Source organism: Neobacillus sp. 19, from assembly GCF_049463095.1.
GTDB lineage: Bacteria > Bacillota > Bacilli > Bacillales > Cytobacillaceae > Neobacillus.
The window spans coordinates 278,549-292,172 of record NZ_JBMPZU010000058.1 but is presented as its reverse complement, the minus strand read 5'-3'; the positions used below and the strand labels follow the sequence as shown (position 1 = coordinate 292,172).

The following is a 13,624-nucleotide window of genomic DNA, read 5'->3' as shown; positions in this document are numbered from 1 at the left end:
CGTCTTTTTTAAATTTCAAAACAAATCAAAGGAGGCCATCCAATAATGGCGAAAATTTATGATGTATCACTTATCGGTAAAAAACAATCAGTAGTAGACGAGATCCTTTTGCTTAACGGACACCAAACACCACTTTTATCTTTACTAGGATTTGGCGAAGCAGTAACGCAAACCACTCACCAATGGTTCGAAGATGAAATGTTTGCTGATGAATCAACTGTTGCAGGTGCAAAATTAGTAAGCGATACAGCGATCGTTGTTGCAGACGCTGAACCATTCCGTGTAGGTCACGTAGTAAAAATCGGTGAAGAATTACTTTTAGTAACTGCCGTTAATGCAGGTACTAAAACTTTAACCGTTACTCGTGGATATGCCGGAACAACTGCTGCAGCAATTTCTGACGGTGCTAAAATCGAAGTTCAATTCGTTGAAGGTCAAGAAGGGTCAGACGCTCGTGGGGCTAGATTCAAGGCTCGCGTTGCAAAGTCGAATAAAACTCAAATTTTCGACGACTCTATCGAGATCAGCGGAACTGCTCAAGCGGTAACACAATACGGGATCAATGATCTTTACGAATATGAAAAGCAAAAGAAACAACTTGAGCTTGCGCTTCAATTGGAAAAAGCGTTAATCAATGGCATCCAGTACGAAAATGGTCAAATCCGTCAAATGAAAGGTATCCGTCAGTTTATTGCTACGAACGTAGACAACGTATCTGGAGCATTAACTATGGATGCGGTAAATAACTTAGCTCAAAAAATCTACGAAGCTGGCGGTTTTGCAACTGGCGGAGACTACAAAGTAATCGTAGGCGCTAAACAAAAACGTAAACTTTCTGCGCTAGATACTAACAAAGTTCAAATCGCTCGCGGCGAAAACTCTCGTGGTGAAGTAGTCGACAAGTTAATCAACGACTTCGGCGAATTTGAAATCGCATTGAATAACAACCTTGCTGCAGACGAATTATTATTCGTTGATGCTAACCGTATGGCTATCCGTCCACTAGTTGGTCGCGAATTCTTCCACAAATTCATGGGCGAAAAGGGCGATTACACAACTGGTATGCTTGTCGGAGAATATACGCTTGAATTCAAGCAAGAAAAAGCTCACGGTCGCTTGAAGGGTCTTAACTAACTAAACTAACGCTCGCGGCTCGATTGGGTCGCGGGTTTTTCTATCGAAGGTGGTGCAATGTATGGCGAAATACAAATCGCAATATCTCGAACTAGGATTCTATGTAAAGGGTGATCGCAAGCAATTTAGCGGAGGCCATTTCGTTACTGAAAACAAAGCGGAGATAGAAGTGCTTGAAAAACTAGCGGACGTAGTCCGTATTGATGAACCAAAAGCGGAGGAGACGCCAAAACCGAAAGCGCCTGCGAAAAAGTCCTCCGGTAAATAAGCGGAGGTGGGATAGATGGCGGTTAACATTACTGATGCAGATACTTATATCGAATCAAACGTAATTGTGATTGACGACTGGACCGACAGTGACGAGGCGAAAAAACAACGGATATTAAATGTCGCTTTAACGACACTAAATCGGGTCTATTTGCAATATACGATACCGGATGCAGCGGTATATGAGTTTGCTGCAGTACTTGCGGTAGCATTTAACGATACTAACGCACAAATGCAAAATGGCGTCAAGCAATTCTCGGTTGCTGGGATTTCGTATACTTTTGAAGGCGGAAGGGCAACGTTAGAGTCGCTTATCCCTGTAGTGGCACTCGATTTAATCGGTAAAGCAAACGGAGTAACACTAGGCCAATCTACGAAACGCATCAAGTGGACGGTGTTGTAGTATGGCCGTTGTACCATTGAAGCAAACCGTCGAAATTCTACGTCATGACACCGAACCGGACGCCTGGGGAAACTCGCAAGTCAGCGAAACATTCAAGTTAAGATGCCGAGTTGAAGAGGGTGTAGCACTACGCACCTATCGTTCTGTAGGGATGACAAACAGCGAAGTGGTAGTCGCATCAGCACGCATTCTATTCGACAAACTCGCAGATATTCGGGAAACCGACACGCTTGTGTTTACGAATGAGCTCGGATTAACCATCGAGAAAAATCCGATTGAAATCAACGTTAAACGCGGCGCGAACGGTAAACCGATACTGACGGAGGTGGTCGTATGAGTAGCGGAGGCTTATCTTTCGACTTTGCCTCGGTGGTTGCGAATATGAACACGGCGACTTCACGCGTTAGGCAAGCGGCAAAAGATGGCATGCACGACTCAGTAGATGACTTAAAGCGAATCGCCGTCGATATTGCTCCGATTGATTCGAGCGACTTGAGGAGGTCAGGGAATACGACAGTGCGCGAAACTGCTGGCGATGTTGTGGGCGAAGTGTCATTTAGCGCCGTTGATAATAGTGGTGGTACACCGTATAACTATGCTATATGGATTCATGAAGGCGAGTACAATCTCGGACCATTATCGGCTGGATCGCCAGGTACTGACGGATATGATGTCGGCAATAAATACCTAGAGCGCCCATTAAAAGGTGAGGCGGATAAATACGTGCGATGGATAGCGGATGAAATTAAAGATGCGGTAGGTGATTAAACGTGAAAATCCTCGATTTAACATCGTTCATAAAATCGCGAGTTGATGGCGTTTATTACCCGAACTCATTTCCAATTTCAAAAACGACCCCGGACGCATGTGCCGTCGTAAAACTAACAGGCGGATTTCCTCCGAGTCAGTGGACAGGTAAAAAACAGCCGTCTTTTCAAATACGAGTACGCGGTAAGGCTAACGATCCTGCAGAGGTGGAGACACGAGCATATGCGCTTAATAAATCGCTGATGAATTTGCGAGATGTAATAATTGGCGAAGATTCAGTCGTCATTATTCGCGCAATGCACAGTGAGCCGTTTTATATCGGAAATGACGATAATAATCGTCCTATATATAGTATGAATTTCGATTGTGTAGTTAGGCCTAACGGCTAGACTGCGCAATTTTTTATTTTAATTATGGAGGGGAATTAAATGGCGGGAATTAATGTACCTATTGGTCCAGCGATTGTCGAATACGGTGAAGGCGTTGATATGGTAACATTCGACATTACAAAAGGCGGAATTGTTTTTACAACTACAAATTCCAAGCAGGATGTAACCGTTGACCAATATGGAGATACAGTTGTGAAATCAATCTACAAAGGCGGAACGGCGCAAGTAACAGTTCCTTTTGCTTTATATGATTTAGAAAAATTATCGAAGGTTACCCCAAACAGTACTTATGTTACGGGTTCCGGAGGGAAAGAGAAGTTGGAAGTCCGAGCAAGTGCCGGCCTTAATCTTTTGGATACTGCTAAAAAGCTAGTTATTAAGCCGACTGATCCTTCGGCGACTGCAAACGATTGGATTACGATTCCGATTGCCGGCGCTATCGTTGACCATAACTATGCTTACGACAGCGACAATGAACGTATTACTCCGGTGACTTTCGTAGCATATCCGGACATTGATGACGACGGTTTACTTTTTATTATGGGTGACGAAACGGCTACGGCTGTTTAAAACAGATGGCGGGCTTTCGGGCTCGCCTTTTACTTTTATCGGAGGTGCGTATCACCGTGTTGTTTAAACGAAAATCGAACATAACTGCGCTAAGCGAGCACGAAATAATGCTCGGTGAACAGCGCGTGAAAATAGAGAAGTTAACTATTGCAAAATGGCGGGAACTTTTCACAACCGTCGATAAATTACCGGGGCTTATCGTCCAGGTGCTGTCTGCGCCACAAGAAGATTTTTACCCATATGTAATTGCCGCGCTTGATATGGCGTTTGATGAAATCGCCCAAATTGTCGCAGTCCTTACTGGCTTAGATGCTGATTACATCACAAACAATGTCGGAGTCGACGAGTTAATTGAATACATCACTAAGACGATTACGCTTAACCGTCTTGACGCCGTAGCAAAAAACGTCAAAAGCCTTCTACCGAAACCGACTCAAGAGTAGCGGATGAAGGCGAGAAAACGACGCTTGATGACTTTTTAATCGAAGTTTCCGTTTCGCTTGGCGTTTCTCAAGTCGAACTAGAAACCGGCTATTATATGGTTGATTTGCCGGCATTGCTTGATACAAAACGAAAACATGACGCGTTAAATCGCTTGAATGAAGTTTCAACGCTGATAGCAACTGGAAATCGAGCGATGGATGATGCGGAATATAAGAAATTTATTGACGTGCTTTCTAAGGAAACAGGCGTCAAAGCTCCGGAAAAATTTGACCGTGCAAAGTTCGAACAGCTTCGTGCGATGGCGAATATGGGCGGAAATAAATCGAGATAAAAAGGGGTGAGAATTAAATGAACGTCGGAAATATACAAGCGACACTCACACTAAATACAGCGCAATTTAACCAGAGCATGCAGCAAGCGCAGAACCAAATGTCAAATACTAGCAACTCGGCTCAAACGGTCAGTAAAGATATTAAGCTTATTCAAAAGGCGAGCCTTGCGATGGGAGCGGCCCTGGTAGCAGGTGTCGGTGCTGCAGTAAAGACCGCGGCTGATTTCGAACAGAAAATGGCGGATGTTAAAGCCGTATCAGGTGCGACGTCATCCGAAATGAGTCAGTTAACTGAACTTGCGAAAGAGATGGGCCGGCAGACTGCGTTTAGCGCGAGTGAAGCGGCCGGAGGTATCGAGGAGTTAATTAAGGCAGGACTTGACATCGAAACGATTATTAACGGAGGACTTGAAGGTGCGCTAAACTTAGCTATCGCGGGCTCTTTGAATCTAGGGGAAGCGGCGGAGATTGCTAGTACAGCGCTTAACAGCTTTAAAGCAGATGCTCTATCCGTAAGCGACGCAGCCAACATTCTCGCCGGTGCGGCCAACGCATCTGCGACGGACGTGCGAGAAATGAAATTCGGACTATCAATGGTTTCGGCGGTTGCATCCGGAGTTGGTTTAACGTTTAAAGATACAGCCACAGCTCTCGCTACCTTCGCCCAAAACGGACTAAAAGGTTCAGATGCCGGTACTTCGCTTAAAACAATGCTCCTTAATTTATCTCCGTCAACAAAGGCAGCTTCAGAGCAAATGGCTGAACTCGGTCTATTAACGGAAAAAGGTACATCGTTATTTTATGACGCAAACGGATCGATTAAGTCAATGTCTGAAATCGCAGAATTGTTAAAAACGAAACTTGCGAAGCTTTCCGATGAGCAACGCCAAATGGCACTAAAGACGATGTTCGGAACGGACGCTATTCGTGCGGCCAACATCCTATATAAAGAAGGCGCAAAAGGCATAGACGAAATGTGGAGCGCTATGTCAAAGGTAAAAGCCGTCGATGTAGCTCGCGTTAAAATGGAAACATTAAAAGGCGCATTTATTCAGTTCCAATCGACACTTGAGTCAGTCGGAATCGGTATCGGTGAGGAGTTTTTGCCGGCTCTTACGGACATAACAAAGTTTGCGACGGGTTTAATCCGACAATTCGGTGAAGTTGATAAGTCTACAATTAAAGTCGGGCTGGCGATGGCGGGAACAACTACGGCGATATTACTTGTCGGTAGTACGATCGCAAAGTTAAGCGTTGCATTACGCGCATTTGCCCTAACGCCGGTTGGCGCGGCTATTACTGCGCTTTCAATACTTGGAGGAGTAATTGCCGGAGTAGTCGTTCACTCGAACGAAATGAAAGAAGTAAATCTCGAAACTGCTGAATCGTTGTTAAAACAAGCGGACGGCCTCGGTGTTAGCATAAACCGATTTGACGAATTGAAAACAAAATCAAAGTTAACTAACGATGAGTTTGCGCGTTTTGTCGATATCAATTCGTCATTATCAAAGACTGCTGATCCGGAAGCTATCGCAATGTTAACTAAAGAGCAAGATAAACTCCGAGAAAAGTCCGGATTATCTAACGAAGAACTCGATACAATGGTCCAATTAAATAACGACCTAATCGAAACGGTACCGGAAGCGTCCCGAAAAATAAGTGAGCAAGGCAACGTAATACTTGAAAGCACCGATAAAGTGAAGGCGTATAATCAGCAACAATACGAGCGTGTGAGATTAGAACTAGAAGCGCAAAAAGCAAAGGCTGAAGCGAACATGGGAGATTTACTCCGGAAAGAGGCCGAGGAATTAAGAAGAATTAACGGGATAAAAGAAAGCCTAGCGGGCTTTGACGATAAAGAATTCGAACAACGTAAGAAGATTGGAAAGTTATATGAATCTTTAGCTACAGCAAAGAAAAACAACGACGCTCTTGAAATCGATCGTATTAACGCGGCTATTGAAAGAGAAGAGTATAAAATCGGAGCAATCAAGAAGCAACGCGCGGAGGCAGCCGGTTTGCTTGTCGATCGGACGAAAGAACTTGATAAAATTCAAGAGCAAATCGGAAAACTCGACGAAGTTAAGCGAAAAATGATTGACCTAGAATTACGCCAAGTCGGATTGACTTCGAAACGTGGCGAAGAAGTTGCGGTTATAGACACGGCTATTGCTAAATTAGAGGAGCAAAAGAAAAAGCTTCACGATTCTATCCCAATTAATCAGCGAAACACTGCGGAATATCGCGAATCCGTTAGCGCAATTCAAAGTCAAATCGATAAACTTCAAGGCACAAAATCGAAAGTAGAAGAAATTATTGCTAAAGCGCAAGCGATGAACAATGAACTGGCGAAAGACGTCACTAAGTGGGTTAATGTCTACGTCCAAGAGCAGGCAAGACATAGTAGCGTTTCTATTAAAAAGAATGCCTTAGAATATCATACTGGCGGAATAGTAGGAAAACCTCCGAAGTTGCACACAGGTGGGCTTGCGTCACAATTCGCAAATTTACCGACACATAACGAAGTGGATGTCCGGTTACTTCGTAACGAAATGGTACTGACGGAGGCGCAACAGGCGAATTTAATGCGTATGATTGACGCAGGTATCACGGATAAAAGTGCAGGTCTTAGTGATTCGGACCGTGAATTATTATCGTTGCTAAGGGATATTCGGAGTAATACTGGAAAAGGCGTAAATGCTACCGTTATCATGGACGAACGCGAAGTAGGGCGCATTATTGAACCCTACGTGACGGAAGAACAGGCGCTTAATAAAAGTCGAAGGGAGCGGTTTTAGTGGCGTTGAATAACGGATTTACCTTTAACGGGATTCGCAAGGACTATATGATGACAATTTCAAAACGCCGGACGTATTGGGCACCGATCAGTCGCCAATTATTAACTGTTCCCGGAATGGCCGGCGCTTATCTTAGCGAGACCAATACAGACGTAAGAGTAATCGAAGTCAATGTCGAAATCAGTGCGGATAGTGCAGATGAGCTTCGCAAACAGTCAGAGGATTTAGCGGCTTGGCTTTATACTAAAGAACCGGTGGAACTGGTTTTTGACGATGAAGTAGACCGGATTTACTATGCGGTTGTTGATGGTACATTTAATCCCGAGGAAATTGTATCGCACGGTTACGGCACGATTACGTTTATTTGTCCGGATCCTTACAAGTATGGTGCAGAAAAGGCAGTAGAGTTCAGCAATTTCGGTCAATTTAATGTGGACGGAACTATCGACACAGAGCCGATTATTACTTGCGAAATAAAAGCGGACACAGCGTTTGTCGCCGTCAGTGATGGTGAAAAAATTAATCTCATCGGTAATCCTACGGAGGTTACGCAACAGCCGTATGCGCGAGAGGAAAGGAAGTTTTGGCACGAATGTAATACTCTTGTTGGATGGGCAGGTACGACGTCGATTGAAGGCGGAACGAATAAGGGTACACTTAAAGCGGGAAGTTACTATTTTTGGACTGATGACTACGGCTTGGATTCCGGATGGCATGGGCCAGCCATGAAAACATCTATCAACACGACATTACAAGATTTCCAGGTTGATACGTTAATCACTCAAAATGGCAGTAGTGGCCGAGTAGGCAGTATCGAAATTGACATGCTGGACGTAAATAATCAAATTATCGCGAAAATAATAATGACTAAACGGGCGCCAGGCTCGCAAGCAAACTGGGCACGGCTGAGAGCCGGTAATGATGCAGGGGGCGTTAATATTCTGGAATATAGAGGCGATGCCGATTGGGTGTGGGCGAACTTCGACGGCATAATGCGTATTGGTAGAGTTGGTCGGTCTTGGTATGCCTACGTAGCAACGATTAGGAATGGCAAGCATGACAACACTCTGTACAAGACATGGGAAGATACACAAGGATTGTACACGGCTAAAGTCTCTCAAATACAAGTGCAATTATGGCAATATGGCACTGTGCCCGCCACTGACCAGCGGATTAACGATTTAAAAGTATATAAGATTAACAGTCCTGTGGATAATCAAATACCATACGTGGCTCGCGCTGGGGATGTAATCGAATTCGATCACATTAACGACATTATTAGAAAAAACGGTGAACCAATCCTAAAAGAAAAGGCGTTTGTCGGTGAATACTTTCCTTTATCGGCGGGTTCAAATAATTTACTAATTGAACCGTCAGAATCAATTAACAGTACGGAAGTGAGGTGGCGACCGAAGTGGCGATAATTCACGTTTTAGACAAGAAGACGGACGAAATCCTAGGAACGCTTAGCTTATCGAAAAAAGAAATAGTCGGCCAACCAATTCGTACTGATAGTCTTAACGGAGAAAACAAATTTGACTTTATCGCAAATGCCTCAGTCGAAAAGTCGAGTCTTCTTGTAAAAAGAAACCGTATCATTATACAAGATGAAGACGGTTATTTTCGTGAGTATATCATTAACTATGCTCGTCAAACGAAGAGGAACGAAAGAGACGTTCGTTCTGACGCAAGTTTTTCGGACTTATCGAAGGCAAAGGTTATCGAGCCACAAACATTGACCGGTACGACATCCATTCTTGCAGTCGATTTAGCGCTAGACGGCACAGAATGGACGCCTGGTTATATCGAATTTACCGATACTCAAACGATAACTATCAATGAATATACGAATCCACTCGCGCTACTGCAGTTAATTGCTTCGACTTTCAGACTCGAAATCTCTCATCGTGTTGAAATTAGCGGAAATAGAATTGTCGGCAGATTCGTTGACATGCGTAAGCAAATGGCGGGATTTGAAGGCAAGGAAATCAAGTTCGGCAAGGATCTTGTAGGGGTTACAAGGAATGAAGACAGCGGTCAAATCGTAACGGCATTGCTCGGTATCGGTCCGGAAAAAGAGGATGGAACGCGGCTTACCGTTTTAGTTATCGATGATGACGCATTTCAACGTTGGAACCGTAACGGTCAGCATTTAATTGTTCCGTTCGTTCCCTCAACAAGTTCGACTGACATGACGCTTGAACAGTTGCGGAAATTGACACAAGATGAGCTCAAAAAGCGAGTTGACGCTGCAGTATCTTACGAATGTGCAGCGGTTAGCTTAGAGCATATATTCGGACGTGAACACGAGAAAATAAGGCTAGGGCAAACAGTCCGGATAAAAGATGACGGATATCAGCCTCCATTGTACGTTGAAGGACGCATTCAAGACGTAGAATTGAATCAAGCGACCGGCCAGATTAAGTCGTTTACTATCGGAAACTTTATCGAATATAACAAGACGGACTTAGAAAAGCAAATCGCTCAGCTTAAAGCATTAGTGGCGCAAAAAGTTATAATCGCGACTTCGGCGGCGCAGAAATATACCGAGGATTATTCCGAAAAGAAAAAGGTAATGTCCGCTACTCCTCCGGAAGATACAAAGGTCATTTGGGTAAAGCCTAACCCAGAAACGAATGTTAATATTGCCCATGCTCATGACGGAACTGATTGGGTGCCGTTAACGACTACAAGCGCCTCTGACATTGTGGATGGCGAAATGCTTTTTGACCGTTTACGAGGTGGAATGTTAATTGCTGGCGGAGATAAAGACGGAGTTATCGAAGTAAGAGATGCAAGTAACCTTACGCATACTAAGATTGATAAAAACGGAATCGATACAAATAAGATTACAATTAAACGTCCTGACGGATATACATCTGTAAATAACGGTATTATTCAGAGTGATTTCGCTATTACAGGAACGGAGCCAGCGTTTAAATCCGACAGTGTTGATATCGTCCAGTGGTGGTGGCATACGAAACAAGTATTACCCTCAAATTGTAATTATTACACGTTCACCCACAATTGCCGATATGTCAAAATTCAAGTCGCTCTCTATGCAGGCAATGCGGCGGCAGGTAGCCGATTATCCATCGTAGATAATAATGGCACTGTACTGGCGCAAAGAACCACTTACGACACAAGTCAAACGAGTGATTTAGCGGTATTTGGCGAAGTGTTAACCCTTGATTTCGGTGTACCAACAGGCGCGAATAGATCGTTTTATGTGCGCCTGAATACAGGTAACGGCGGCTATGATGCATACGGACGTATCATCCGAATGTGGAAGGAGGGTTGATATGGGATATCTATTATTTTGCGATGTAGATGAGCAAGGGAATATTACTGATGCCTTATCGGGTGTTAATATTATACCTTCTCGTCAATATGATTATTTTTTCTTTACGATGGACGAAGGCGTAGTGGAAGATGTTTCGCAGTATAAAGTGGATTTGGAAGCGCGGCAGCTTATTCTAAAGGAGGGCGTATATTATGGCGGAACCAATATCGCGTGATATCGCAGAACTTCGCGAATGGCTTGTGCGGATAGATACGAAAATGGACTACATGAGCGAAGTGAAACGTGTTGCAGACGAAGCAAAAACAACGGCAGATGAAGCGAAGCAGTTGTCGGTGGAAAATCGTGAAGATATTCGGGATATGAAGGCGAACACAAAATGGGTTTGGGGAACGATTATTGCGGTGTTAGGTTTACTTGTAACTGTGGGCATTGCGGTTTTCAGTTAAGCCAGTCGGCATCCGCACCATTTCGCTGGTTACGATCAAAGTTGCGGAGCCGACCTTAATGTTGATTGTACCACAAATATAAACGGAAAGGATATGACGAATTATGAAACGGTTTAAGAATTACGGATTGTGGGCAGCGATGCTTGCATATCTTCCGATTGTGTCTGATGCGCTAGGATTTTATAAGATTGACTTTGTTTTACCGGGAAACTACGACAAGCTAGTCGTTGGGCTTCTCGGTATTTTAGTTTTGGCCGGTATTGTTTCGAACCCGAACACGGATAATAAAGGATTCGGAGATGATAAGAAATGACGTTCAAAATAGCGTTTTGCGCAGGTCATGGGGGAGGCAACTCAACGCCAGGAAAGCGGACGCCTGATGGCGAATATGAGTGGACATTTAATAATACCTTGGCTCTCGCGTTCGAAGATGCGATAAATCAGTACGAAGGAGTAGCGTTATTACGCACGGATGATAGATCCGGCAAAACAGACGTTGGTCTAAGCGCCCGGACTAATAAAGCTAATTCATGGGGCGCCGACATTTATATTTCCTTTCATCACAACGCAAATACAAGTAAGTGGGGAGATTGGGGCGGAATTGAAACGTTTGTATATACGAGTCCGAGCGCAAATTCGTTGCGATTGGCTGCGTCAATTCATCCGAAATTCGTAAATGCGTACGGATTAAAAGACCGGGGAATTAAACGTGAGAATTTGCATATCGTACGTGAATCGAAAATGCCGGCGGTATTATTAGAAGGTGGATTCATGGATTCCGTTATCGACATTAAAAAATTACGTGATCCTGCCGTTCTAATTGCTGCTGGATACGCAGTGGCTGAAGGGGTTGCCGAATACGCGAAACTTAAAAAGAAAATGGTTACTCAGACGGCTAAGAACGGTTGGGCACTAGAGTCTGGCGTTTGGTACTTCTATAAAAACGGTGCCCGCGTTAAAAATGATTGGGCGCAAGATAGTAAAAAGTTATGGTATTTCCTCGGCGATGATGGCGCCATGATTAGCGATAAATGGGTACGCTGGAAAGACAAATGGTATTACATGCTATCTGACGGCAAAATGGCGACTGGCGAAATTACGGTTAAAGGTAAGCCGTACAAGATTCGTGATAACGGTACGTTAATTATGACGGATAAAGACGGCGCTATTGTTGAATAACGAAAAAATAACGACGGGTGACGCATAAAACGCCCGTCCTTTACATACGATGGAACATGAGGTAAAATTAGGAATAATTAGAAATCGGAGGGGTTACGCATGTCAAATATATTAAAATGGTCCGGATACTTCGCTATCGTTACGGGAATTATTATCGCTATATATCTTATTTCTTCATTAAAAGTAATCGACATCAGCGCGATAGATTATATCGCGGAAGAGGCGCCTAATCCTTATCGCTGGCTTTACGCTTTCTTCGTACTTGCGGTCACCATTCCTATGGGTTTATTAGCGGTAACAGTTTCACAATTTCTCGATAGTAAATCAGGAGATTATGAATATAGCGCAAAAAAACGCAGGGAAGAAATGTTACGTTCATAAAAAATGCCTCGCTTTTATAGCGGGGCTTTTTCTTCGTTTTATACATCGAAAAACTTATCGCGATCTACATCGTATCCCATCGACTTAAGCGCACGCTGAATTTTTACCCACGTCGAGATCCTAGGGCAGTGGTCCTTATCGCTACACATCCTCGTTAATGTCATCTCGCTTACTCGCGCCTTTTTCGCAATTTCCTTCTGAGAAATATCATTTCTATCTACCCACTTTCCGAATTTACTGCGCGGTTTTCCTAATCCGAACATAATGGCGTCACCTCAACGTTTTTAACACCATCATGTCCAAAAATAACTTTTTTTATACGAATGCAAAATTTGTGGTATCACGGACATCCAGTCGCCCATATAGTGTATAACAAACGTAATACCAACGGAAAACACCCGAAAGTATTACCGATGTTATACACGTATTGGAGGCGATGGTATATGCGCAAAGTACAGCCGGTGTCGTTCAGCCTGTCGGACCCATTCGAAAGCCAGCTCTATAAATACGCCACATCTAACGGAGCATTTTCGAAATATATTAAGCGCTTGATTCAGCGTGACATGGAGCGTCAAATTCGCGTCGTGCCAACAAAAAAAGCGCCTGCCCCACCGAATGTAATACACGGCGGAGCAAACGCTTTAAACGGATTTATTTTAGGGCAGAAGTAGGCTAGGTAGCCGACGCGCCTTTACGTCAGCTTATGCCGTGATTTACGAAATAATGCACGTACACACGGTATTACATTAACTTTATTTTTACGGAGGGATGTCCGAATGAAAGTACAGACGGTCGGATCAATTAGCGAGTTTTTGAGTGATGGTCGGGTTCACCGTGAACCTGAGTCATTTAGCTCAAAAGTTGAGCGTCATTTTAAGAAATACGGAATGATATATAAGGTCGCAGGAATTACCTTTATTATTTTGGCGAGCGGTATAGGTAGTCACACGTTTGCTGCCGGTTTTATCGACGTTGAGGCTACGAAGCTTTATAGAGAGTTAGTCGGAATTGGTAAATGGTTTATCGCTTTTAAAGGAGGCGTTGAAGTAATTAAATCCGTAGGGAGCGGAGATTTTGATTCGGCGAAAAAGTCGTTTTTCTCTTACCTTTTAACTTATTTATTTTTACTTGCGCTGCCATACGGTTTAGATAAGGTAGACAGTATTTTTAATAACGCTACGCCTTCGACATCTACAAGGGGGTGGTAACG

Annotated in this window: 20 protein-coding genes; 19 read left to right on the top strand and 1 reads right to left on the bottom strand. The window is 43.8% G+C overall.

The annotated features are described in order from the left end of the window. Positions 1-45 precede the first annotated feature (45 nt). The 17 genes from ACO1D1_RS19230 (at position 46) to ACO1D1_RS19150 (ending at position 12,414) form a co-directional block, all read left to right on the top strand. Complete coding sequence (locus ACO1D1_RS19230; protein WP_423336740.1) at positions 46-1,134, top strand: SU10 major capsid protein; 1,089 nt, start codon at positions 46-48, stop codon at positions 1,132-1,134. 61 nt (positions 1,135-1,195) lie between these two features. After that, positions 1,196-1,402: a hypothetical protein gene (locus ACO1D1_RS19225; RefSeq protein WP_423336739.1), complete on the top strand. Its 207-nt coding sequence runs from the start codon at positions 1,196-1,198 to the stop codon at positions 1,400-1,402. A 15-nt stretch (positions 1,403-1,417) separates the two neighbouring features. Beyond that, positions 1,418-1,804 carry a hypothetical protein gene (locus tag ACO1D1_RS19220; RefSeq protein WP_423336738.1) on the top strand — a complete coding sequence of 129 codons (387 nt, stop codon included), beginning with the start codon at positions 1,418-1,420 and terminating at the stop codon, positions 1,802-1,804. Positions 1,805-1,970: 166 nt separating this feature from the next. Next, the gene (locus ACO1D1_RS19215; RefSeq protein ID WP_423336737.1) at positions 1,971-2,141 is read left to right on the top strand and encodes a hypothetical protein; all 171 of its coding nucleotides are present in this window, start codon (positions 1,971-1,973) and stop codon (positions 2,139-2,141) included. Further along, a complete protein-coding gene (locus tag ACO1D1_RS19210) occupies positions 2,138-2,572 on the top strand; it encodes a hypothetical protein (RefSeq protein WP_423336736.1) in 435 nt (144 codons plus the stop codon). The genes ACO1D1_RS19215 and ACO1D1_RS19210 overlap by 4 nt, the downstream gene beginning before the upstream one ends. 2 nt (positions 2,573-2,574) lie before the next feature. Then, a complete protein-coding gene (locus tag ACO1D1_RS19205; RefSeq protein WP_423336735.1) occupies positions 2,575-2,961 on the top strand; it encodes a minor capsid protein in 387 nt (128 codons plus the stop codon). A gap of 39 nt (positions 2,962-3,000) precedes the next feature. Then, entirely contained in the window at positions 3,001-3,531 is a 531-nt protein-coding gene (locus ACO1D1_RS19200) for a hypothetical protein (protein WP_423336734.1), read from the top strand. 44 nt (positions 3,532-3,575) lie between these two features. Further along, positions 3,576-3,974: a hypothetical protein gene (locus ACO1D1_RS19195; RefSeq protein WP_423336733.1), complete on the top strand. Its 399-nt coding sequence runs from the start codon at positions 3,576-3,578 to the stop codon at positions 3,972-3,974. Between the two features lie 95 nt (positions 3,975-4,069). Continuing rightward, positions 4,070-4,306: a hypothetical protein gene (locus ACO1D1_RS19190; RefSeq protein WP_423336732.1), complete on the top strand. Its 237-nt coding sequence runs from the start codon at positions 4,070-4,072 to the stop codon at positions 4,304-4,306. 17 nt (positions 4,307-4,323) lie between these two features. Beyond that, on the top strand, positions 4,324-7,104 hold the full coding sequence (locus tag ACO1D1_RS19185) for a phage tail tape measure protein (RefSeq protein ID WP_423336731.1): 2,781 nt from the start codon (positions 4,324-4,326) through the stop codon (positions 7,102-7,104). Beyond that, on the top strand, positions 7,104-8,528 hold the full coding sequence (locus ACO1D1_RS19180; protein ID WP_423336730.1) for a distal tail protein Dit: 1,425 nt from the start codon (positions 7,104-7,106) through the stop codon (positions 8,526-8,528). Before ACO1D1_RS19185 ends, ACO1D1_RS19180 begins: the two co-directional genes overlap by 1 nt. Next, a complete protein-coding gene (locus ACO1D1_RS19175; protein ID WP_423336729.1) occupies positions 8,519-10,405 on the top strand; it encodes a phage tail spike protein in 1,887 nt (628 codons plus the stop codon). Before ACO1D1_RS19180 ends, ACO1D1_RS19175 begins: the two co-directional genes overlap by 10 nt. 1 nt (position 10,406) lies before the next feature. Next, positions 10,407-10,622: a hypothetical protein gene (locus ACO1D1_RS19170; protein ID WP_423336728.1), complete on the top strand. Its 216-nt coding sequence runs from the start codon at positions 10,407-10,409 to the stop codon at positions 10,620-10,622. Further along, entirely contained in the window at positions 10,600-10,854 is a 255-nt protein-coding gene (locus ACO1D1_RS19165) for a hemolysin XhlA family protein (protein ID WP_423336727.1), read from the top strand. The genes ACO1D1_RS19170 and ACO1D1_RS19165 overlap by 23 nt, the downstream gene beginning before the upstream one ends. Before the next feature lie 103 nt (positions 10,855-10,957). Next, positions 10,958-11,167: a holin gene (locus ACO1D1_RS19160; protein WP_423336726.1), complete on the top strand. Its 210-nt coding sequence runs from the start codon at positions 10,958-10,960 to the stop codon at positions 11,165-11,167. Further along, on the top strand, positions 11,164-12,033 hold the full coding sequence (locus ACO1D1_RS19155) for an N-acetylmuramoyl-L-alanine amidase (RefSeq protein ID WP_423336725.1): 870 nt from the start codon (positions 11,164-11,166) through the stop codon (positions 12,031-12,033). The genes ACO1D1_RS19160 and ACO1D1_RS19155 overlap by 4 nt, the downstream gene beginning before the upstream one ends. Positions 12,034-12,132: 99 nt before the next feature. Continuing rightward, positions 12,133-12,414, top strand: a complete 282-nt coding sequence (locus ACO1D1_RS19150; RefSeq protein ID WP_423336724.1) for a hypothetical protein — start codon at positions 12,133-12,135, stop codon at positions 12,412-12,414. Positions 12,415-12,452: 38 nt separating this feature from the next. Here ACO1D1_RS19150 and ACO1D1_RS19145 read toward each other — a convergent pair whose 3' ends face one another. Then, a complete protein-coding gene (locus ACO1D1_RS19145) occupies positions 12,453-12,677 on the bottom strand; it encodes a helix-turn-helix domain-containing protein (RefSeq protein WP_423336723.1) in 225 nt (74 codons plus the stop codon). A gap of 180 nt (positions 12,678-12,857) precedes the next feature. Here ACO1D1_RS19145 and ACO1D1_RS19140 point away from each other — a divergent pair, with 180 nt between their 5' ends. After that, positions 12,858-13,085, top strand: a complete 228-nt coding sequence (locus ACO1D1_RS19140) for a hypothetical protein (protein WP_423336722.1) — start codon at positions 12,858-12,860, stop codon at positions 13,083-13,085. A gap of 105 nt (positions 13,086-13,190) precedes the next feature. Next, positions 13,191-13,622: a hypothetical protein gene (locus ACO1D1_RS19135; RefSeq protein ID WP_423336721.1), complete on the top strand. Its 432-nt coding sequence runs from the start codon at positions 13,191-13,193 to the stop codon at positions 13,620-13,622. Positions 13,623-13,624: the final 2 nt, after the last annotated feature.

Excerpts from the sequence above, each read along its gene's own strand:
- ACO1D1_RS19230 (WP_423336740.1), top strand. The coding sequence starts at position 46 with ATGGCGAAAATTTATGATGTATCACTTATCGGTAAAAAACAATCAGTA.
- ACO1D1_RS19225 (WP_423336739.1), top strand. The coding sequence starts at position 1,196 with ATGGCGAAATACAAATCGCAATATCTCGAACTAGGATTCTATGTAAAG.
- ACO1D1_RS19220 (WP_423336738.1), top strand. The coding sequence starts at position 1,418 with ATGGCGGTTAACATTACTGATGCAGATACTTATATCGAATCAAACGTA.
- ACO1D1_RS19210 (WP_423336736.1), top strand. The coding sequence starts at position 2,138 with ATGAGTAGCGGAGGCTTATCTTTCGACTTTGCCTCGGTGGTTGCGAAT.
- ACO1D1_RS19200 (WP_423336734.1), top strand. The coding sequence starts at position 3,001 with ATGGCGGGAATTAATGTACCTATTGGTCCAGCGATTGTCGAATACGGT.
- ACO1D1_RS19190 (WP_423336732.1), top strand. The coding sequence starts at position 4,070 with ATGGTTGATTTGCCGGCATTGCTTGATACAAAACGAAAACATGACGCG.
- ACO1D1_RS19185 (WP_423336731.1), top strand. The coding sequence starts at position 4,324 with ATGAACGTCGGAAATATACAAGCGACACTCACACTAAATACAGCGCAA.
- ACO1D1_RS19170 (WP_423336728.1), top strand. The coding sequence starts at position 10,407 with ATGGGATATCTATTATTTTGCGATGTAGATGAGCAAGGGAATATTACT.
- ACO1D1_RS19165 (WP_423336727.1), top strand. The coding sequence starts at position 10,600 with ATGGCGGAACCAATATCGCGTGATATCGCAGAACTTCGCGAATGGCTT.
- ACO1D1_RS19160 (WP_423336726.1), top strand. The coding sequence starts at position 10,958 with ATGAAACGGTTTAAGAATTACGGATTGTGGGCAGCGATGCTTGCATAT.
- ACO1D1_RS19155 (WP_423336725.1), top strand. The coding sequence starts at position 11,164 with ATGACGTTCAAAATAGCGTTTTGCGCAGGTCATGGGGGAGGCAACTCA.
- ACO1D1_RS19150 (WP_423336724.1), top strand. The coding sequence starts at position 12,133 with ATGTCAAATATATTAAAATGGTCCGGATACTTCGCTATCGTTACGGGA.
- ACO1D1_RS19145 (WP_423336723.1), bottom strand. The coding sequence starts at position 12,677 with ATGTTCGGATTAGGAAAACCGCGCAGTAAATTCGGAAAGTGGGTAGAT.
- ACO1D1_RS19140 (WP_423336722.1), top strand. The coding sequence starts at position 12,858 with ATGCGCAAAGTACAGCCGGTGTCGTTCAGCCTGTCGGACCCATTCGAA.
- ACO1D1_RS19135 (WP_423336721.1), top strand. The coding sequence starts at position 13,191 with ATGAAAGTACAGACGGTCGGATCAATTAGCGAGTTTTTGAGTGATGGT.